Source organism: Citrobacter amalonaticus, assembly GCF_018323885.1.
Lineage (GTDB): Bacteria > Pseudomonadota > Gammaproteobacteria > Enterobacterales > Enterobacteriaceae > Citrobacter_A > Citrobacter_A amalonaticus.
Window position 1 is genome coordinate 4,237,348 of sequence record NZ_AP024585.1, and the last position, 19,960, is coordinate 4,257,307.

Consider the following 19,960-nt stretch of genomic DNA (forward strand, 5'->3'; position numbering starts at 1 on the left):
TAAGCCGCTCGCGTCGCCATCCGGCACGATACGACAAGGGGAATCACGATGAGTCTGAGCATCACGCTAAGCGGCACCGGCGGTGCGCAAGGGGTACCCGCGTTTGGCTGCGATTGTGCAGCCTGTCGCCGCGCACGCCTGCAGGAACCGTATCGCCGACGCCCGTGTAGCGGCGTGGTCAAATTCAACGATACGGTGACGCTGCTGGATGCGGGCATACCGCACCTGATGGACGACTGGCCGGCGGGCAGCTTTCGACAGTTTTTACTCACCCATTATCATATGGATCACGTACAGGGATTGTTTCCGCTACGCTGGGGCGTCGGGGCGTCTATCCCGGTGTACGGCCCGCCGGACGAACAGGGGTGCGACGATCTGTTTAAGCATCCCGGCATTCTCGACTTTAGCCACACCGTCGAGCCGTTTGTGGTGTTTGAGTTACAAGGATTGCAGGTCACACCGCTACCGCTGAATCACTCAAAGCTGACGTTGGGTTATCTTCTGGAGACAGCGCACAGCCGCGTGGCATGGCTGTCTGACACCGCCGGACTGCCCGATAAAACGCTCACCTTTCTGCTCAACAATCAGCCACAAGTTATCGTCATCGACTGTAGCCATCCGCCACGTCCCCAACCGCCGCGCAATCACTGTGATTTAAATACGGTCATTGCGCTTAATGAAGTGATTCGCTGCCCGCAGGTGATCCTCACGCATATCAGCCACGCGTTCGATGTCTGGCTGATGGATAACCCGCTCCCGGACGGATTTGAAGCAGGCTATGACGGGATGCAGATTATGGTCGATTAACGCCCGTAATCCTCTTCCATTCGGCTTTCTTCATCTTCCAGTTGGCGGCGTTCACGATCGAGCTGGCGCTGACGTTCATCAAGCTGCCGTCTGCGATCCTCAAACTGACGCCGGCGATCATCATATTGTCTGCGGCGATCGTCGCTCATTTCGTTCTGCCACCTGTCGTCGCGCGAATCCTCGTAATCCCGCCCGCTATCGCTGTCAGGCTTATAAGCATCGTTGATCGCCTGCTGAATGTTGCCGATAGCATCATCAATGATATCGGCCTGTGCCGGCACGGTAGCCAGCGACAGCAGGCTGAATAAAAAGAGTGTCAGGGTGCGTTTCATAGAACCAGCCTCAAAAGGGGACGGTTTCTACGTTAGTTATCGCCCTGTGCGACGAGTAGCGGAGGAATCTCAATTTCGTATCGGGTTCCGCTACAGCTTGCGTCGGCACAACGCCAAATCGTCACGTCAAATATGACGACAGCCTGTTTTTCGTCAGGGTTTTGTCCAAAAATTATCCGTAATATCAGGGAAAGCCCCCAATTAAAATGTGGCATAAAAGATGCATACTCAGGTCGACAAGCGTGTATGCGCGATTTGATTAACTGGAGCGAGACCGATGAAAAAAGTCGTCACGGTTTGCCCGTATTGCGCATCAGGTTGCAAGATAAACCTGGTGGTCAATAACGGCAAAATCGTCCGGGCTGAGGCGGCGCAGGGGAAAACCAATCAGGGTACTCTGTGTCTGAAGGGCTATTACGGCTGGGATTTTATTAACGATACCCAGATCCTGACCCCGCGCCTGAAAACGCCTATGATTCGTCGCCAGCGTGGCGGCAAACTGGAATCAGTTTCCTGGGATGAAGCGCTGAATTACGTCGCCGAACGCCTGAGCGCCATCAAAGCGAAATACGGCCCTGATGCCATCCAGACGACCGGCTCGTCGCGCGGCACCGGGAATGAAACCAACTACATCATGCAAAAATTTGCGCGCGCCGTTATTGGTACCAATAACGTTGACTGCTGCGCTCGCGTCTGACACGGCCCATCGGTTGCAGGTCTGCACCAGTCGGTCGGTAACGGCGCAATGAGCAATGCCATTAACGAAATTGATAACACCGATTTAGTGTTTATCTTCGGTTACAACCCGGCGGATTCCCACCCGATTGTGGCGAATCACGTGATTAACGCAAAACGTAACGGGGCGAAAATTATCGTCTGCGATCCGCGCAAAATTGAAACCGCGCGCATTGCCGACATGCACATCGCTCTGCGAAACGGCTCGAATATCGCACTGTTGAACGCGATAGGACATGTCATTATTGAAGAAAATCTGTACGACCAGGCGTTTGTCGCCTCCCGTACGGAAGGTTTTGAAGAGTACCGCAAGATTGTCGAAGGCTATACGCCGGAGTCCGTCGAGGAGATAACCGGCGTTAGCGCGAGTGAAATTCGTCAGGCGGCGCGGATGTATGCCGGTGCGAAAAGCGCGACCATCCTGTGGGGCATGGGCGTCACCCAGTTCTATCAGGGTGTAGAAACCGTGCGTTCACTGACCAGCCTCGCGATGCTGACCGGCAACCTCGGTAAGCCCAGCGTGGGCGTTAACCCGGTACGTGGCCAGAACAACGTTCAGGGCGCGTGCGATATGGGTGCGCTGCCGGATACCTATCCGGGCTATCAGTATGTGAAAGATCCGGCTAACCGCGAGAAATTCGCCAAAGCCTGGGGCGTGGACAGCCTGCCTGCGCACACTGGCTATCGCATCAGCGAGTTGCCGCACCGTGCGGCGCATGGCGAAGTGCGTGCGGCGTACATTATGGGCGAAGATCCGTTGCAAACGGATGCGGAACTCTCCGCAGTGCGCAAAGGCTTTGAGGATCTGGAACTGGTCATCGTGCAGGACATCTTTATGACCAAAACCGCATCGGCGGCAGATGTCATTTTACCGTCGACGTCGTGGGGCGAGCATGAAGGGGTCTTTACCGCTGCTGACCGTGGTTTCCAGCGCTTCTTTAAAGCCGTTGAGCCGAAGTGGGATCTGAAAACCGACTGGCAAATCATCAGTGAGATCGCCACCCGGATGGGGTATCCGATGCACTACAACAACACCCAGGAGATCTGGGATGAGTTGCGTCATCTGTGCCCGGATTTCTACGGGGCGACTTACGAGAAGATGGGCGAACTGGGCTACATCCAGTGGCCTTGCCGCGACACGTCAGACGCCGATCAGGGGACCTCATACCTCTTTAAAGAGAAGTTTGATACCCCGAACGGCATGGCACAGTTCTTCACCTGCGACTGGGTTGCGCCGATCGATAAACTCACCGACGAGTACCCGATGGTACTGTCGACGGTGCGTGAAGTCGGCCACTACTCCTGTCGTTCGATGACCGGTAACTGTGCGGCCCTGGCCGCGCTGGCGGACGAACCAGGCTATGCGCAAATCAACGCGGCCGATGCGGCGCGTCTGGGCATTGAAGATGAAGCACTGGTGTGGGTTCACTCACGTAAAGGCAAAATTATCACCCGCGCGCAGGTCAGCGAGCGCCCGAACAAAGGGGCTATCTATATGACCTACCAGTGGTGGATTGGTGCCTGTAACGAGCTGGTGACCGAGAACTTAAGCCCGATTACCAAAACGCCAGAGTACAAGTATTGCGCCGTGCGCGTGGAGCCGATTGCCAATCAGTCCGCCGCCGAGCAGTACGTGATTGATGAATACAACAAGCTGAAGGCTCGCCTGCGCGAAACCGCAATGGGCTAACCACAACGTTGATGCATCTCAACAGCCTCCACCCTGGAGGCTGTTTTTTTATCCATACGATCTCTTTATACTGTCCATTCCGTACCCTAATTAAAACTTAATAATGAAACCACTTCTTGCATTGATGTTATTGATGACATTCTTTGCCCGTGCTGCCGATCCTGAGCCTGGAAGCCAGTATTTGCAGGCCGCAGAGGCAGGTGACAAACGCGCGCAATATTACCTTGCTGACAGCTGGTTTAGCTTCGGCGATTTAAGCAAAGCCGAATACTGGGCACAGAAATCCGCCGACAATGGCGATGCGGACGCCTGTGCGCTGCTGGCGCAGATTAAAATCACTAATCCGGTCAGTCTGGATTACCCTGAAGCAAAAATGCTGGCGGAGAAGGCCGCCCGGGCGGGCAGTAAAGCGGGCGAAATTACGCTGGCACGCATTCTGGTGAATACGCAGGCCGGTAAAACCGATTACCCCAAAGCCATCTCCCTGCTGCAAAACGCCTCTGAAAATCTGGAGAGTGATGTGGCCGTAGATGCGCAGATGCTGCTCGGTTTGATTTACGCCAACGGTGTCGGGATTCAGGCTGATGATGATAAAGCGACCTGGTACTTCAAACGCAGTTCCGCCATCTCTCGCACCGGGTATTCCGAATACTGGGCGGGAATGATGTTTCTGAACGGCGAACAGGGCTTTATTGAGAAGAATAAACAGAAGGCGCTGCACTGGTTGAATCTGAGCTGTACCGAAGGATTCGATACCGGCTGCGAAGAGTTTGACCGATTAACGAACGGCTGACTCAGATTACCTGATGGCGCTTTGCTTATCAGGCCTACAAGCGATGTCGACTCGTAGGCCGGATAAGGCGCAGCGCCATCCGGCAGACCGTTTACCGTTACTGGGCAGTCTTATCGAATTTACCCAGTACTTCGCGCTCATACGCCAGCGCTTTTTTGCGATCAAACTTGTGTTCCCATTTGGCGATAACCAGTACCGCCAGCGCATTCCCCACCACGTTCAGCGCCGTACGCGCCATGTCGAGAATACGGTCGACCCCGGCGATAAAGGCCAGGCCTTCCAGCGGGATGCCCACGCTACCAAGCGTTGCCAGCAGTACCACGAAGGAGACGCCCGGCACACCAGCAATCCCTTTCGATGTCACCATCAGCGTCAGCACCAGCACGATTTCCTGCCACAGCGACAGGTCGATACCGTACAACTGCGCGATGAAGATCGCCGCAATACTCTGATACAGGGTCGAGCCATCGAGGTTAAACGAGTAGCCGGTCGGCACCACAAAACTGGTGATCGAGGCTGGCGCGCCGTAGGCTTCCATCTTCTCGATAATTCGCGGCAGCACGCTTTCAGAGCTGGCGGTGGAGTACGCCAGAATCAATTCATCCTTCAGAATGCGGATCAGGATCCAGATACTCAGTCCGCAAATACGCGCGACGATACCCAGCACCACCAGCGCGAAGAACAGGATCGCGAAGTGAACCAACAGCACCAGCTTCGCCAACGGCCACAGCGAGGCAAAACCGAAGTTCGCCACGGTCACGGCGATCAGCGCGAATACCCCGACGGGTGCATAGCGCATGACCATGTGCGTCACTTTAAACATGGTTTCGGAAATGGAGCGGAACACCGTCACCAGCGGCTCACGATGCGTTGCCGGTAGCGAGGAAAGCCCCAGACCAAACAGCACCGAGAAGAAGATGATTGGCAGCATGTCGCCTTTCGCCATCGAAGCAACGATGTTTGTCGGGACCAGCGACAGAATGGTGCCCATCAGGCCATGCGCGTGGCTCTGCACCTCTGCCGTCGTGTTCTGGTATTTCGAAATGTCCACGGTCGCCAGTTGCGACATATCAATGCCGGAACCCGGCTGGAAGACGTTCGCCAGCGTAATCCCGAGGATAATGGCAATCGTCGTGATCACTTCGAAATAGAGAATGGTTTTCGCGCCGATACGTCCCAGTTGTTTCGCATCGCCGACACCGGCAATCCCGACAATCAGCGTGGAGATCACAATCGGCACGACGATCATTTTAATCAGATGGATAAAGATATCCCCTGCCGGAGAGAGCAGGTTTGCAATCAGCCACTCGCGGCTGTCGCTGTGATAATGCAGATAACTGCCGAGTAAAATGCCCAGCACCATGGCAATCAGGATCTGCCAGGCCAGACTGAGTTTAAAACTTTTCATAACGACGAACTTCCTCAATGGAACGCCACTCCTGTTCATCGCGCAGGAATGGATACATACTGAAAGGGTATGAATTGTGTTGCGTTGGTTAGTAGAGTTTTTTAACGCTATACCCTAAATAGTCCGAGTTGCAGGAAGCCAACACACCTGCAGCTTGAAGTATGACGGGTGTATAATCAGTACCATTTGCAGGGCATCTTGCGCAACCCTTTAAGAACAGGGCTTTTCGCTGAAATAATGCATAATAACGCGAATTTATCGGGTTTATATTGCATAACTATTTGTTATGGAAAGATTTTTAAATCTGCGTTTTTGAATTATAACTGTCGTGAATTATTTTGGCGGCGAGGTTCATTTGCCTGTTTTTTAAACAGATAAATCGCGCAAAAACACAAATCTATTTCTGTCTGTTCTGTAACAACTTTGCCATATTTATCGAGTCTATCAGCTGCGCACGATTCACCCGCGGCGAATTCAAATCCAGGACTTTTTGCCACTGCAAAATCGCCTGTTTGTAATCCGCCTGCATAAATGCATCCGACGCCAGTAGCATCAGCGCAGTCACTTCCCCGGCATCCAGCGCCAGCGCTTTATCAATCATCTCGCGGGTCGCCAGCGTCATGTGCTGCCCGGCCTGGTAGTAGAGCACGGTCGCCAGCGCCGAATAGATCTCCGCATTCTCTCCACGGCTACGCAGCGCCTGACCATAAGCCAGCAGCGCATTATCGTAATCATTGCGCCACAGATAATACTCGCCGAGGAGCGCCCACTTTTCGCTGTCCTGTGGGTTGGCGCGAATCTGTTTTTGCAGGGCTATCAGTTTGGCCTCCGGCGTCGCGGTTTCTGCGAATTCATGCAGCGGATCGGCCAGTCGTCGTTGTTCGTCTCGCACGGCCTGCCATTTCGGCGACAGCAGATAGCCGCACAGACAGACGATGACCATCAGCACTGCCGCCAGAGTCAGTCGTCTGACAGGCATCGGGCGTGACGGTTCAGGTTGTCTCATCGTTGCCCCCTTTTCGCCTGCTGACGCGCCACAAAATCCCTCCAACCAGCAGCAACAGCAGGCACGGCAATGCCCACAGCAGCAGCGTCTGCCCGGTGAGCGGCGGGTTATAGCGGACAAAATCACCGTACCGCGCAGTCATCCAGGCGGTGATTTCAGCTTCATCTTTCCCTTCTGCCACCATCGTATAGACCTGGTGGCGCATGCTGACCGCAACCGGCGCATTGGATTCCAGCAAGTTTTGATTCTGGCACTGCGGACAGCGAAGCTGGCTGGCAATCGACAACGCCTTTTCCTGCTGCTGTGGGTTCTCAAAAGCCCAGGTATCAACCACCTGAGCGTGAGCGGAAAAGGAGATAACCAGCAGTAAGATAAACGCAATGATGGTGCCTGATGACGCTGCGCTTATCAGGCCTGCGCCGTGCTTAAACCATGCGCCGCCATCCGGCAATCCCCCCGACAAAAACCGCGGTTCATTACGCATCGCGCTTTCTCCCACGCCAGCCGCTGAGCAGCGCCCCGGCAATCATCAACAGCCCCCCGCCCCAAATCCAGCGCACGCCGCTTTGCACATACAGGCGCAGGGCATACCGCTCCTCGCCCGTTTTTTCACCCATCACCGCATACCAGTCATGAAGCAGATCCCAGTGAATGCCAGGTTCCATCATTTGCTGGCGACGGGCGGAATAAAAGCGCCGCTCGGGCGTCAGGCTACCTATTCGTTTCTCGCCCTGCCACAGCGTAATAAGCGCCTTTTCGGTGGTGTAGTTCCCTTTCGCGGCCAGATCCAGCCGTTCAAAGCGGAAGGTGTAACCCGCCAGTTCAACCTGCTGACCTGGGCTCAGGTTAAGGCTTACCTCCTGACGACTGCCGCTGGAGAAGAGGATCCCCGCGGCAAAAACCAGCACACCTGCGTGCGCCAGCAGCGCCGGAAGCTGGCGGTGTACGGCCCTCTTCCGGCTTCTGACCATCGCTGTCACGATCACCACCAACATCAGCAAGCCAAACGGTAAGGTGGCGCGGTTAAAATAGGGCGCGCCAACGGAGAGTCGTCCCCAGCCCAGCAGGCCATAAATCATCGGGTAGAGCGTTCCAATCAGTACGATCAGCAGCACCGCGCAAAAGAGCAGCAGCGCTGCCAGAATCAGCATTTCGCGTGACCAGCCGCTCAGACGAACGGCCTGTTGGTTAGCCCGCGCGCGCCAGCCGTACAAGCCGAGCGCGGCCAGACTCAGAATGGCAAAGAGGGCAAACAGCGGCACGGCGCGCACATTATCCAGCGCAAAAGCGTGTACAGAAACGAGAATACCGGAACGGACAATCAGCGTGCCCAGCAAAGAGAGGATAAGCGTAACAATGGCCAGCAGTAGCGACCAGTGGCGAAAAATGCCGCGTTCACGCGACACATACAGGCTGTGCAGCAGCGCACTGGCAGAAAGCCAGGGTAATAAAGACGCGTTTTCCACCGGGTCCCAGAACCACCAGCCGCCCCACCCCAGTTCGCAATAGGCCCACCATGAACCGAGAATGATGCCAAGCGTCAGCGCACACCAACCGGGCAGCGCCCAGCGCCAGCACACCCAGGCGGTCAACGTCGTGAAATCACCGCGCAGCAACGACGCCAGCGCCACTCCGGCAGCGACCATCAGGCCGCCGTACCCCAGATACAGCAATGGCGGATGCAGGATCAGCCCCAGATGTTGCAGCATCGGGTTGAGATCGCGCCCTTCTATCGCTGGCGGAAAGATACGGACAAACGGATCGGACCAGAACACCACAAACAGCAGCAGCAATGCGGTGATCGTCGAGAGTACGCCGAGTGTGAACGGAAACAGAGGATCAGATTCGCGGCGATAGCGCCAGGCAAACAGCGCGCTCCAGCCGGACAGAAATAACACCCACAGCAGCAGAGATCCTTCGTGGCCGCCCCACACCGCCGCCAGCTTGAGTCCCCACGACAACAGGCTGTGACTATGTTGGGCCACATAGATAACGGAGAAATCGCTGGTCAGAAAGCAAAACACCAGAATCAAGAAGGCGAGCAGCAGGCACGCAAATTGCGCCCAGACGCCCACGCTCGCCAGACGCATTACGCTCTGCCAGCGCTGGCGTTCACCTGCCAGTACGGCAAGCGGGGTCAACACGTTGACCCCGAGGCTGAATAATAGTGCCAGAAAACCGGCTTCAGGAAGGAGTACGTCCAGAAATCACCTTTCCCTCACAGCCATGCTTATGCAACCGTGAGCTGTCCAGCATAAAGAATGAAAAAGCGCAGTAACAGCACGCCCGTCAGGCTGGCACCACAGACCGCCAGCACACCATGAAACGTCGAACCGCGGTTGGCCCAGGGTTTCAGTAACATTGGAACGATCAGTCCCAGCCCCGCGACGCCGAGCCAGAACCACCAGGTCCAGAAGCCACCACCCAGTGCCGCCGACAGCGCGCGCATTTTGCCGTCATCGCCCAGAGCCAGCCCCACAAAGAAGGCGGCCAGCAGGAAGATCTCCAGCCACACCACCGGGGTTTCCACACGGTGAATAAAATGCGCCTCGGTACTGTGCGGATTACCACGCTGACGTAATGCCATCGCAATCAGCGCCACCGCCGCACCGGAGGAGATCCCGGAAAACAGGAACAGCACCGGCAGGATCGGGTTATTCAGGAACGGATACGATTTCAGCACCGAAAGCAGGAAACCGGTGTAGGCACCCAGCAGCACCGCCAGTACCAACATTAGCGTTTCGAGTCCACGGTTGAACGGCGTTAACAGCGTCAACACTTTCTGCACCAGTCCCAGACGGGGGAACCAACGCTGTTGCAGAGCCATCACCTCTTTTTGAAAGATGATGGCCAGCCACAGAATCAGCACCACCATATAAAGCTGGAATAGCAGAACCCCCATCGACATCACCGACGTAAAGCTATAGTGGAACATCAGTTTCCAGAAGGTCCAGGGACGCGTCAGGTGGAAGATCAGAATCAGCAGGCCGAGAATAATCGCCCCCGGCCCCACGACCAGCGTGGTACGCAGCAGCGTACTGTCCGCTCCACCCGCCTCCGGATGGTAACGGCGCAGCAGGATTGACAGCGTCACCAGTCCGGCAGAGATGCCGATCAGAAACAGATAGATGGCGATGGGCCAGTCCCACACCAGCGATTCAAAGTGGAAAGCAGATGCGTTTGTCATTGGCTCACCTCCCCATATTTAAAGGGAACGCGGTAGACCTTCGGTTTGGTACCCAGCGCCAGCTTGTAGCGATAGGTGGTTTTCTGCCGCAGCAGCCGGGAAATATCGCTGTCAGGATCGTCCAGATTACCAAACGTCAGCGCCTTCGTCGGGCAAGACTCGACGCAGGCAGGCAGTTTGCCCGCTTTCAGATTGGTTTTACGGCAAAAATCGCATTTATCCGCTGTTTTCGTGACCGGATGGATAAAGCGCACGCGGTACGGACACGCGGCGATGCAGTACTGACAGCCGACGCAGAGATCCGGGTTCACATCCACGATGCCATTCGCGGCATCGCGATACGACGCCCCGGTCGGGCAGACGTCAACGCACGGCGCGTGATCGCAGTGCTGGCACGAATGGCGGAAGAAGCGGTACTTCACATCCGGAAACGTGCCCAGCGGTTCGCTGCGAATGATGGTCAGTCGCGACACGCCTTCCGGCACGTTGTTGACTTCCCGACAGGCATCCATACAGGCGGTACAGCCGATGCATAATGATTCATCATGCACCATGCCGTATCGCACGCCGTTGATATTCAACGTTTTCGCCACCACGCGTCCTGCAGTACCGCTGACGGCCACCAGCGCGCCGACGCCGGTGATGAACTGGCGACGAGAGCAACTCATGGATGCTCCTTAAGCAAGGGCACAGACGCCGGATTAAAGTTCGGGTTGTTACGCTGATCGCTGTGGCAATCGACGCAAATCTTAACTCGTCCTTTATCGCTTAACGTCTGCATCGTGTCTTGCTTCGGATGCAGCGAATGACAACTGGCGCAGGCCACTTTAGTCACGTGGACATCGTGCGGCCAGAACGCTTTTTGCAACTGTTCAGGCAAGTGGCAGGACAGACAAACGCTGTTCTGCTGCTCCACGTTATACATCGGCTCGTTAAAGCGCATCACATCCTTCGCCCCTTCACGGTGCTGAGGCGATGGCTTGCCATGACAGTTAGTACAGGTGACCGGCAGTTTATTGTTCGGATTGGTTACGGACGCATGCTTACCATGCATCCCTTCGGTATCCGGCTTGTGACAGTCCAGACACGCGGCATCCGGGCTACGCTGTGGCGTCACCTCCCAGCGTTCCGATTCCTGCGGCGTTGGCGTGGCGGTTATTCCACTCAGGCTCCATAACAGACCTGACGCCAGCACCCCAGCAGTTAATAACGAACGTAATACGCTCATATTCACTCCGTTGAGTTATCCGCCCCTTGCGAGGCGGAATGGGGTTATTGGCTTAACAAACCGTTTTTACGCGCCTGTTCTTCCCACTGCGGGATCACCGTTTTGATAAAGTCCTGTTTATCGGCGTTAATCTGCTGCATGTTCAGACCAATGGCCGCCTGGGCTTTCTCTTTGGTGGAGATATCCGGAATTGCGATTTCATGGGTGATGCCTTTGGTTGCCAACAGACGCGCCAGCTTAGTCCGCGCATCGGCGGCTTTGTCCATCGCGATACCTAACATCCGCAGACCTTCCTCCGGGGCGTGCATATGGATACCGTGAGAGGCAATGGCCAGATCCCAGCGCCACTGCGCGTGACGGATATCGCTCAGAATCGGCTTCATTTCCGCTTCCGTTGCGCCCGCATCCCAGGCCGCTTTCGCTTCGAAGTGCGCACGAACCAGTTGATCTTCAACTTTGATTTTCAGCCCATTGATTGCCTTCTTACGCTCAGCGACCACGTTTTGCAGAGAGGCTTTGTCCTGGGTATGGCAGTTCGCACAGGTTTGCGGGAAGTTGTCGAACGGATTGCCAATCTTATGATCGGTATAGAGTTTTCCTTCGGCGTTCTGCACTTTCGGCATATGACAGTCAATACAGGTCACATTGTTTTTGCCGTGAATACCCACGCTCCAGGTTTCATATTCCGGATGCTGTGCTTTCAGCATCGGCGCTTTTGACAGCGAGTTGGTCCAGTCAGAGAAGGTAATGGCGTCATAGTATTTCTCCATGTCTTCGACTTTCATGCCGTCATCCCACGGGAACTTCACGGCTTTGTCTTTGCCGTCAAAATAATATTCAACGTGGCATTGCCCGCAAACCATCGACTGCTGGTCGAAACGACCGGCTTTATCGAACGGCTTACCGATGGTCTCCATCGCACGTTCCGCATACGGACGAGACAACGTCAGCTCAGGTTTACCTTTCGCAAAGTCAGGTGACGCCGTGTTATGGCAGTCGCCGCAGCCCAGGTTATTCACGATTTCCGGGCCGCCGCGCGCCCATTTACCGTGGAAGTAGCCGTCTTCACCGTCTTTCTGGATCAAACGCGCCACGTCCGGGCTTTTACAGCTCCAGCAGGCCATCGGCAATGGACCGTCTTCAGCGTTTTTTGGGGCACCGGTACGTAAGGTTTCACGCACGTCGGTCACCGCATAGGCGTGCCCACGCGGTTTGTTGTAATCACGGGAGAACGGATATCCCGCCCACAAGATCACCAGACGGGGATCTTCCGCTAACGCGTCTTCACGTTTTGATTGCTCTGAAGTCGCTTTCCATGAGAGGTATTGATCGGGATGCTGAGGGGCGAAGACTTCATTCTTCGCTTCAACGGTAACTGATTTTGCGGGTTCGGGCGTTTGCTCAGCATAAACCGCAGAAATGAAAAACAGCGGTACGATCAGGCTGAAGAAACGACGTGCGCGTAGTGTAATCCTTGCCATAGAGGTCTCATCCAGATTGCGCCATTGCGTTCAATGACGGTTCTTTTTTATTCTATCCATGACGATAACCACACACACCGCCATGACATTGCCCTAATCTAGATGTAACAAAAAACCACACTCAAAATGTTGTCTTTAATCAATTGTAAGTGTATGTAAAATACCACTTTAGAGTTAGTCAAGCCGTTTTTTCTCTACTCCTTTCCTCTTTTTCGACCTCGATCACCGTTCGTGAATAATTAACATAACCCTCTGTAACGGAAAGATTTTACCAACTTTTGTTGGTTTCCTTCAAAAAACGTATTGCCGTTAATTTGCACAATTCCTGTATTGCGTGATCTGTCGCGCAAAAGCTAAACAAAACTGTCAAAGCCCCTACATTTAACGTTTGTGAGACATATTATTAACATCTTACAAGGAGAACAAAAGCCATGAGCCAAATTCACAAACACGCTATTCCCGCAAACATTGCGGATCGTTGCCTGATAAATCCGGAGCAGTACGAAGCGAAGTATCAACAATCTATTAACGAGCCAGATACCTTCTGGGGCGAGCAGGGAAAAATTCTCGACTGGATCACGCCGTACCAGAAAGTGAAGAACACCTCTTTCGCACCGGGCAATGTCTCCATTAAATGGTATGAGGACGGCACGCTGAACCTGGCGGCCAACTGTCTCGACCGCCACCTGCAGGAAAATGGCGAACGCACCGCCATCATCTGGGAAGGCGATGACGCCTCGCAGAGCAAACATATTAGCTATCGCGAACTGCATCGCGATGTCTGCCGTTTCGCCAATACGCTGCAGGATCTGGGGATTAAAAAAGGCGATGTGGTGGCGATCTATATGCCAATGGTGCCAGAGGCCGCCGTCGCGATGCTGGCCTGCGCCCGCATTGGTGCCATACATTCGGTGATCTTCGGCGGTTTCTCGCCGGAAGCGGTCGCCGGTCGCATCATTGATTCCAGTTCGAAGCTGGTGATTACCGCTGATGAAGGCGTGCGCGCTGGTCGCAGCATTCCTCTGAAGAAAAACGTCGACGATGCGCTGAAAAACCCGAACGTGAAAACCATCGAGCATGTGGTTGTACTCAAGCGCACCGGCGGCAACATCGAGTGGCAGGAAGGTCGCGACCTGTGGTGGAGCGATCTGATTGAAAAAGCCAGCCCTGAGCATCAACCCGCAGAGATGAACGCCGAAGATCCGCTGTTCATCCTCTATACCTCGGGCTCCACCGGTAAACCGAAGGGCGTGTTGCACACCACCGGCGGCTATCTGGTATATGCCGCAACGACCTTTAAATATGTGTTTGATTACCATCCGGGCGATATCTACTGGTGCACCGCCGATGTGGGTTGGGTTACCGGACATAGCTACCTGCTGTATGGGCCGTTGGCCTGCGGCGCTACCACGCTGATGTTTGAAGGCGTGCCGAACTGGCCGACGCCGGCGCGCATGAGCCAGGTGGTGGATAAGCATAAGGTCAATATTCTCTACACCGCGCCGACGGCGATCCGCGCCCTGATGGCGGAAGGCGATAAGGCGATTGAGGGCACTGACCGCTCATCGCTGCGCATTCTGGGATCGGTTGGCGAGCCGATCAACCCGGAAGCGTGGGAGTGGTACTGGAAAAAGATCGGTAACGAAAAATGCCCGGTGGTGGATACCTGGTGGCAGACCGAAACCGGTGGCTTCATGATCACCCCGCTGCCGGGCGCAACCGAACTTAAAGCGGGTTCCGCTACCCGCCCGTTCTTCGGCGTGCAGCCGGCGCTGGTGGATAACGAAGGCCATCCGCAGGAAGGGGCCACCGAAGGCAACCTGGTGATCACCGACTCCTGGCCTGGACAGGCGCGTACGCTGTTCGGCGATCACGATCGCTTTGAGCAAACCTACTTCTCAACCTTTAAAAACATGTACTTCAGCGGCGATGGCGCGCGTCGTGACGAAGACGGTTACTACTGGATCACCGGGCGCGTTGACGACGTGCTGAACGTCTCCGGTCACCGTCTGGGCACGGCGGAAATTGAATCCGCGCTGGTGGCGCATCCCAAGATTGCCGAAGCGGCGGTGGTCGGCATTCCGCATAACATCAAGGGCCAGGCGATTTATGCCTATGTGACGCTGAATCACGGCGAAGAGCCGTCGCCTGAACTGTACGCCGACGTGCGCAACTGGGTACGTAAAGAGATTGGCCCGCTGGCGACGCCAGACGTGCTGCACTGGACCGACTCACTGCCAAAAACCCGTTCCGGCAAAATCATGCGCCGTATTTTGCGCAAGATCGCGGCGGGCGATACCAGCAATCTGGGCGATACCTCGACGCTCGCCGATCCTGGCGTGGTAGAGAAGCTGCTCGAAGAGAAGCAGGCCATCGCGATGCCATCATAATAAAAAGATGCCGGATGGCGTTGCGCTGATCCGGCCTACGCCCCTACAAGTTCTGACCCTACCCTCTCTTCATTGGGAGGGGAAATATAAAAACCTCCCCAAAGGATTTCGTGTCACAGGAAGGCGGCAAGCGAGCTCATCCCCGGTCACATCGTTCACTATGTGACTGGGGTGGGCAAGTGCGGCCAACGCATCTGTGGCGTGAAAGACTCAGGGGGCCTCTGGAGACTCTGTGATGAATGACACCATTTATCAGCGGATAGAAGACAGTGCGCGTTTCAGGGAATTAGTTGAAAAAAGGCAACGGTTTGCCACGATACTGTCGATCATCATGCTGGTGGTCTATATCAGCTTTATTCTACTGATTGCTTTTGCGCCTGGCTGGCTGGGAACCCCGCTTCATGAGGGAACCAGCGTCACCCGGGGTATTCCGATTGGCGTGGGGGTGATTCTGATCTCTTTCGTTCTGACCGGCATCTACATCTGGCGAGCGAACGGCGAATTTGACCGTCTGAACAAGGCAGTACTGCACGAGGTTAACGCATTATGAAGAGAGTCCTGACGGCGCTTGCCGCCACACTACCCTTCGCGGCCAACGCGGCGGATACCATTAGCGGTGCAGTACAACGCCAGCCAACCAACTGGCAGGCGATTGTCATGTTTCTGATTTTCGTTGTGTTTACGCTGGGTATTACGTACTGGGCCTCTAAACGCGTGCGTTCACGCAGCGACTACTATACGGCGGGCGGAAATATCACCGGCTTCCAGAACGGACTGGCGATTGCGGGCGATTACATGTCGGCGGCGTCGTTCCTCGGGATCTCCGCACTGGTGTTTACCTCCGGCTATGACGGGTTGATCTACTCGCTGGGCTTCCTCGTCGGCTGGCCGATCATCCTGTTCCTGATCGCCGAGCGTCTGCGTAACCTCGGTCGCTATACCTTTGCCGATGTGGCCTCTTATCGCCTGAAGCAAGGCCCGATCCGTATTCTGTCGGCCTGCGGTTCGCTGGTGGTGGTTGCCCTTTATCTGATTGCACAGATGGTCGGTGCGGGCAAACTGATTGAACTGCTGTTCGGCCTGAACTACCACATTGCGGTGGTGCTGGTCGGCGTGCTGATGATGATGTACGTGCTGTTCGGCGGCATGCTGGCAACCACGTGGGTGCAGATCATCAAAGCCGTGCTGCTACTGTTCGGCGCCAGCTTTATGGCCTTTATGGTGATGAAGCACGTCGGCTTTAGCTTCAATAACCTGTTCACCGAAGCGATGGCGGTTCACCCGAAAGGCTCTGCGATTATGAGCCCAGGCGGGTTGGTGAAAGACCCAATCTCCGCGCTCTCACTGGGGCTCGGCCTGATGTTTGGTACGGCAGGCCTGCCGCACATCCTGATGCGTTTCTTCACGGTCAGCGATGCCCGCGAAGCGCGTAAGAGCGTGTTCTATGCCACCGGTTTTATGGGTTATTTCTACATCCTGACCTTCATCATCGGCTTTGGCGCCATCATGCTGGTCGGTGCCAATCCGGCGTATAAAGACGCGGCGGGCGCATTGATTGGCGGGAACAACATGGCGGCGGTACATCTGGCGAATGCGGTGGGCGGTAACCTGTTCCTCGGCTTTATTTCCGCCGTGGCGTTCGCCACCATTCTGGCGGTCGTCGCTGGTCTGACGCTGGCGGGTGCATCTGCGGTTTCTCACGATCTGTATGCGAACGTGTTCCGTAAAGGGGCGACCGAACGTGAAGAGTTGCGGGTGTCGAAAATCACCGTGCTGGTGCTGGGCGTGATTGCGATTATTCTCGGCGTGCTGTTCGAGAATCAAAACATCGCTTTCATGGTGGGTCTGGCGTTTGCTATCGCCGCGAGCTGCAACTTCCCGATCATCCTGCTTTCCATGTACTGGTCGAAGCTGACCACGCGTGGCGCGATGATGGGCGGCTGGTTGGGTCTGCTGACGGCCGTCGTGCTGATGGTTCTTGGCCCCACCATTTGGGTACAAATCCTCGGCCACGAAAAAGCTATCTTCCCGTATGAATACCCGGCGCTGTTCTCCATTACCGTGGCATTCCTGGGGATCTGGTTCTTCTCTGCCACTGATAACTCGACAGAAGGGAATCGCGAGCGTGAGCAGTTCCGTGCTCAGTTTATCCGTTCCCAGACGGGCTTCGGCGTCGAACAAGGCCGTGCCCACTAATCGACATGCTTTTCCCCGGTCACGCTGACCGGGGATCCATTATCAGAACATCAGCCTTGCCACCAGCGGGGCGACCAGCACCATCACCACACCAGAAAGCATCATCACCAGGCTGGCAACCACGCCCTCCTGCTGACCAAGCTCATACGAGCGCGCCGTTCCCGCACCGTGCGACGCCGCGCCAAATCCTGCGCCTTTCGCCATCCCTTCACGAATCGACAGACGTAAAAACAGCGCATCCCCGACCGCCATGCCAAAGACGCCGGTCACCACCACAAACAGCGCCACTAAATCCGGCTGCCCACCCAATGGTTCAGCCGCCGCAAGGGCAAACGGCGTGGTCACCGAACGCACCGCCAGGCTGCGCTGAATTTCGTCCGGCAGGGTAAATAAGCGCGCCAGCCAGACGGAACTGGTCACCGCGACCACCGTTGCCGTCACCACGCCTGCGGTCAGTGACATCCAGTGACGTTTGATGATGGCGAAATTGTCGTAAACCGGCACGGCAAAAGCGATCGTTGCCGGGCCAAGCAACCACAGCAACCAGTGGGATTCACCGATATAGCTTTGCCAGGAGATATGCCCCAACACCAGCATCAACACCAGCAGCGCGGGCGTGAGGACCAGCGGCATCAACGGCAGCTTACGAAAACGACGGTACAGACGTTTATTGGCGAAATAGATAACCAGCGTAATCGCCAGGCAGAGCACGCTGAGCTGGAGATTAGTCACGGTTTAACCTGCTTATCTCATAGCGATAGACTTTATCCACCACCCATGCCGTGGCACCGAGCACCATTAGCGTACTGATCGCAATGACCGAAAAAATCCGCCAGCCGTCCACCAGCAGCAGATGGGCATAGTTCACCACCGCCACGACCGCCGGAACAAAAAACAGCAGCATCTCCGCCAGTAGCCAGCGCGCCCCGGCGCGAACCCAGCTCAGCGGCAGGATGCGACAGACAATCAGCGCCAGCATCAACACCATCCCCACCAGATTGGCCGGTAACGGCAGATGCAGCCAGGAGACAAGATATTGCGCAACGATAAACAAACCTGCATACAGCAGTACCTGAACCGGAACCTGAAGTCGTTGCAAAACGGCAGGCGTAACGCGGCTTATCGCCACAGCCATGAGGGAACATCCTGAAAAATAATAGGGAACGCCAGTATAGAGAGACCCCGCCGATGACTGAAATGAATTAAAATCATTACAGGCATAGTCGGAAGGAATACTCATGGATATCAGAACGCTGCGTTATTTTGTTGAAGTGGTGCGCCAACAGAGCTTCACCCGCGCAGCAGAGAAGCTCTTTGTCACCCAACCGACCATCAGCAAAATGTTGAAAAATCTGGAAGATGAACTGAACTGTACGCTTCTGATCCGCGACGGCCGCAAGCTATTGCTCACCGATACCGGTCGCGTGGTGTTTGAACGCGGGCTGGCGATTCTGGCCGAGTTTCGTCAACTGGAAGCCGAACTGGGCGACATCAACCATCTCAACAAAGGGCTGCTGCGCCTTGGCATTCCGCCGATGGTCGGCATGCTGATGGCCGGACCGATCGGCCTGTTTCGCCAGCGTTACCCCGGCGTAGAGCTCAAGGTTTCCGAGTTTGGCGGGTTAACGGTGCAGCAGGCGGTGATGAATGGTGAACTGGACGTTGCGATGACCGCGCTACCCGTGGAAGAAGAAAGTGGTCTGGCGACGTTACCCGTATTCAGCCACCCCCTGTGCGTACTGGTGCCACGTTCCGGTCAGTGGACCACCTGCCAGTCCGTATCGCCAGAAGCGCTGGCCGAGCATCCGCTGTTAATCTACAACGAAGATTTCGCCCTGAGCCGCCAGTTAATGCAGTTGTTCAGTGAGCATGACGTCAAGCCGCGTATCGCGGTACGCAGCGGACAGTGGGACTTTCTTGCGGCGATGGTGCAGGCGGGCGTGGGGATTGCCATTCTGCCGGAGCCCATCTGCGAACGGCTGGACAAAAATACGCTGCGCTGGATCCCGCTGGAAAGCGAGTTGCGCTGGCAGTTGGGGATGATTTGGCGCGAAGGGGTGTATCTCTCACACAGCGCCAAAGCGTGGTTATCGTGCTGCGAAGGTTTTTGGGCGGAGCAAGTGCCCTCAGTTGCCCGTTAAGCATCCCGCCATCGGTGGCCTGTGCGATATCGATTTGCGCAGAAGTGATGGTTTACCGCCATGCGGTGACAGGTCTGAATGTTCAGGGAATGAAAACCCATGCGCGCAAGATCGGTCTGATGAGGTATATTCCGGCCTGACGCAGGTAAGATCCGCCTGCTATTCGCTGAAAGTACAAAAAACCGCCTTAAAATGCCGAAATGACCATCCTCTCGTAGTGCCGGTTTGTCTGCTGGCGTACCAATAAAACAATGGTCAAATTTCAACCACCACATTCCAGGGCTGAAAAAATTCAATTTCCTTTATGTGAACAGTAGGCCGGGCATGACGTTAGCCGCTGCCCGGCAAACAGGCGAGACAAAAAGCCCCTTATCTAATCCAGATTGTCAGCAAAATAATGATGAATGCGATAATCACCACCCGGATAAAGACTTTATCCAGCGATCCTCTGCGCATCGCGCCCCCCTTTCAGAACAAGATTTGCCAGATTGCTAACAGCAGCACCAGCAGCCCCATCAGGAAAAATATCAGCGCGACGATAGTGTCCGGAGAACGGTTCATCTCAG

Annotated in this window: 19 protein-coding genes and 1 pseudogene; 7 read left to right on the plus strand and 13 right to left on the minus strand. The window is 55.4% G+C overall.

Annotation, left to right across the window (positions count from 1 at the left end):
* Window positions 1-48: 48 nt before the first annotated feature.
* Window positions 49-807, plus strand: a complete 759-nt coding sequence (phnP, locus tag KI228_RS20085; RefSeq protein ID WP_044257343.1) for a phosphonate metabolism protein PhnP — start codon at window positions 49-51, stop codon at window positions 805-807.
* Here phnP and yjdP read toward each other — a convergent pair.
* Window positions 804-1,139 (minus strand): DDRRRQL repeat protein YjdP, encoded by a 336-nt coding sequence (yjdP, locus tag KI228_RS20090; protein ID WP_042999071.1) that lies wholly within the window; start codon window positions 1,137-1,139, stop codon window positions 804-806. The two genes, phnP and yjdP, sit on opposite strands and share 4 nt — an antisense overlap.
* A gap of 277 nt (window positions 1,140-1,416) precedes the next feature.
* Here yjdP and fdhF point away from each other — a divergent pair, with 277 nt between their 5' ends.
* The gene (fdhF, locus tag KI228_RS20095) at window positions 1,417-3,564 is read left to right on the plus strand and encodes a formate dehydrogenase subunit alpha (protein ID WP_081097218.1); all 2,148 of its coding nucleotides are present in this window, start codon (window positions 1,417-1,419) and stop codon (window positions 3,562-3,564) included.
* Window positions 3,565-3,667: 103 nt separating this feature from the next.
* Window positions 3,668-4,357, plus strand: a complete 690-nt coding sequence (gene yjcO / locus KI228_RS20100; RefSeq protein ID WP_042999069.1) for a Sel1 family TPR-like repeat protein YjcO — start codon at window positions 3,668-3,670, stop codon at window positions 4,355-4,357.
* A 97-nt stretch (window positions 4,358-4,454) separates the two neighbouring features.
* Here the strand turns inward: yjcO and gltP are convergent, their stop codons facing one another.
* The 8 genes and pseudogenes from gltP to nrfA all read right to left on the minus strand — a co-directional run bounded on the left by gltP (window position 4,455) and on the right by nrfA (window position 12,667).
* A complete protein-coding gene (gltP, locus tag KI228_RS20105; RefSeq protein WP_042999068.1) occupies window positions 4,455-5,765 on the minus strand; it encodes a glutamate/aspartate:proton symporter GltP in 1,311 nt (436 codons plus the stop codon).
* 397 nt (window positions 5,766-6,162) lie between these two features.
* A complete protein-coding gene (gene nrfG / locus KI228_RS20110; protein ID WP_042999067.1) occupies window positions 6,163-6,771 on the minus strand; it encodes a heme lyase NrfEFG subunit NrfG in 609 nt (202 codons plus the stop codon).
* Complete coding sequence (gene nrfF, locus KI228_RS24650) at window positions 6,758-7,222, minus strand: heme lyase NrfEFG subunit NrfF (RefSeq protein WP_369700154.1); 465 nt, start codon at window positions 7,220-7,222, stop codon at window positions 6,758-6,760. The genes nrfG and nrfF overlap by 14 nt, the downstream gene beginning before the upstream one ends.
* Window positions 7,204-8,975: pseudogene (locus tag KI228_RS20120) on the minus strand (heme lyase CcmF/NrfE family subunit); the annotation flags it as partial. The pseudogene KI228_RS20120 and the gene nrfF, both read right to left, overlap by 19 nt.
* A gap of 26 nt (window positions 8,976-9,001) precedes the next feature.
* Entirely contained in the window at window positions 9,002-9,958 is a 957-nt protein-coding gene (gene nrfD, locus KI228_RS20125) for a cytochrome c nitrite reductase subunit NrfD (protein WP_042999064.1), read from the minus strand.
* A complete protein-coding gene (gene nrfC / locus KI228_RS20130) occupies window positions 9,955-10,626 on the minus strand; it encodes a cytochrome c nitrite reductase Fe-S protein (protein ID WP_042999063.1) in 672 nt (223 codons plus the stop codon). The genes nrfD and nrfC overlap by 4 nt, the downstream gene beginning before the upstream one ends.
* Entirely contained in the window at window positions 10,623-11,186 is a 564-nt protein-coding gene (nrfB, locus tag KI228_RS20135; RefSeq protein WP_042999062.1) for a cytochrome c nitrite reductase pentaheme subunit, read from the minus strand. Before nrfB ends, nrfC begins: the two co-directional genes overlap by 4 nt.
* 44 nt (window positions 11,187-11,230) lie before the next feature.
* Entirely contained in the window at window positions 11,231-12,667 is a 1,437-nt protein-coding gene (nrfA, locus tag KI228_RS20140; RefSeq protein ID WP_042999061.1) for an ammonia-forming nitrite reductase cytochrome c552 subunit, read from the minus strand.
* Window positions 12,668-13,098: 431 nt separating this feature from the next.
* Between nrfA and acs the strand changes: the two genes are divergently transcribed.
* From acs to actP, 3 genes are all read left to right on the plus strand, one after another.
* Window positions 13,099-15,057 carry an acetate--CoA ligase gene (acs, locus tag KI228_RS20145; protein WP_061069531.1) on the plus strand — a complete coding sequence of 653 codons (1,959 nt, stop codon included), beginning with the start codon at window positions 13,099-13,101 and terminating at the stop codon, window positions 15,055-15,057.
* A 235-nt stretch (window positions 15,058-15,292) separates the two neighbouring features.
* The gene (locus KI228_RS20150) at window positions 15,293-15,607 is read left to right on the plus strand and encodes a DUF485 domain-containing protein (protein ID WP_042999058.1); all 315 of its coding nucleotides are present in this window, start codon (window positions 15,293-15,295) and stop codon (window positions 15,605-15,607) included.
* A complete protein-coding gene (gene actP, locus KI228_RS20155) occupies window positions 15,604-17,253 on the plus strand; it encodes a cation/acetate symporter ActP (RefSeq protein WP_061069530.1) in 1,650 nt (549 codons plus the stop codon). Before KI228_RS20150 ends, actP begins: the two co-directional genes overlap by 4 nt.
* A gap of 42 nt (window positions 17,254-17,295) precedes the next feature.
* Here actP and KI228_RS20160 read toward each other — a convergent pair whose 3' ends face one another.
* Entirely contained in the window at window positions 17,296-17,985 is a 690-nt protein-coding gene (locus tag KI228_RS20160) for an LrgB family protein (RefSeq protein WP_044257358.1), read from the minus strand.
* Window positions 17,978-18,388: a CidA/LrgA family protein gene (locus tag KI228_RS20165; RefSeq protein ID WP_042999055.1), complete on the minus strand. Its 411-nt coding sequence runs from the start codon at window positions 18,386-18,388 to the stop codon at window positions 17,978-17,980. The genes KI228_RS20160 and KI228_RS20165 overlap by 8 nt, the downstream gene beginning before the upstream one ends.
* A gap of 103 nt (window positions 18,389-18,491) precedes the next feature.
* Between KI228_RS20165 and KI228_RS20170 the strand changes: the two genes are divergently transcribed.
* A complete protein-coding gene (locus tag KI228_RS20170; protein WP_042999054.1) occupies window positions 18,492-19,394 on the plus strand; it encodes a LysR family transcriptional regulator in 903 nt (300 codons plus the stop codon).
* Between the two features lie 369 nt (window positions 19,395-19,763).
* On the opposite strand, the gene mgtU is transcribed toward KI228_RS20170, so the two are convergent.
* A complete protein-coding gene (mgtU, locus tag KI228_RS24490) occupies window positions 19,764-19,850 on the minus strand; it encodes a magnesium transporter protection protein MgtU (protein ID WP_252997361.1) in 87 nt (28 codons plus the stop codon).
* 12 nt (window positions 19,851-19,862) lie between these two features.
* Entirely contained in the window at window positions 19,863-19,955 is a 93-nt protein-coding gene (gene mgtR / locus KI228_RS20175) for a protein MgtR (RefSeq protein WP_094030729.1), read from the minus strand.
* Window positions 19,956-19,960 lie beyond the last annotated feature (5 nt).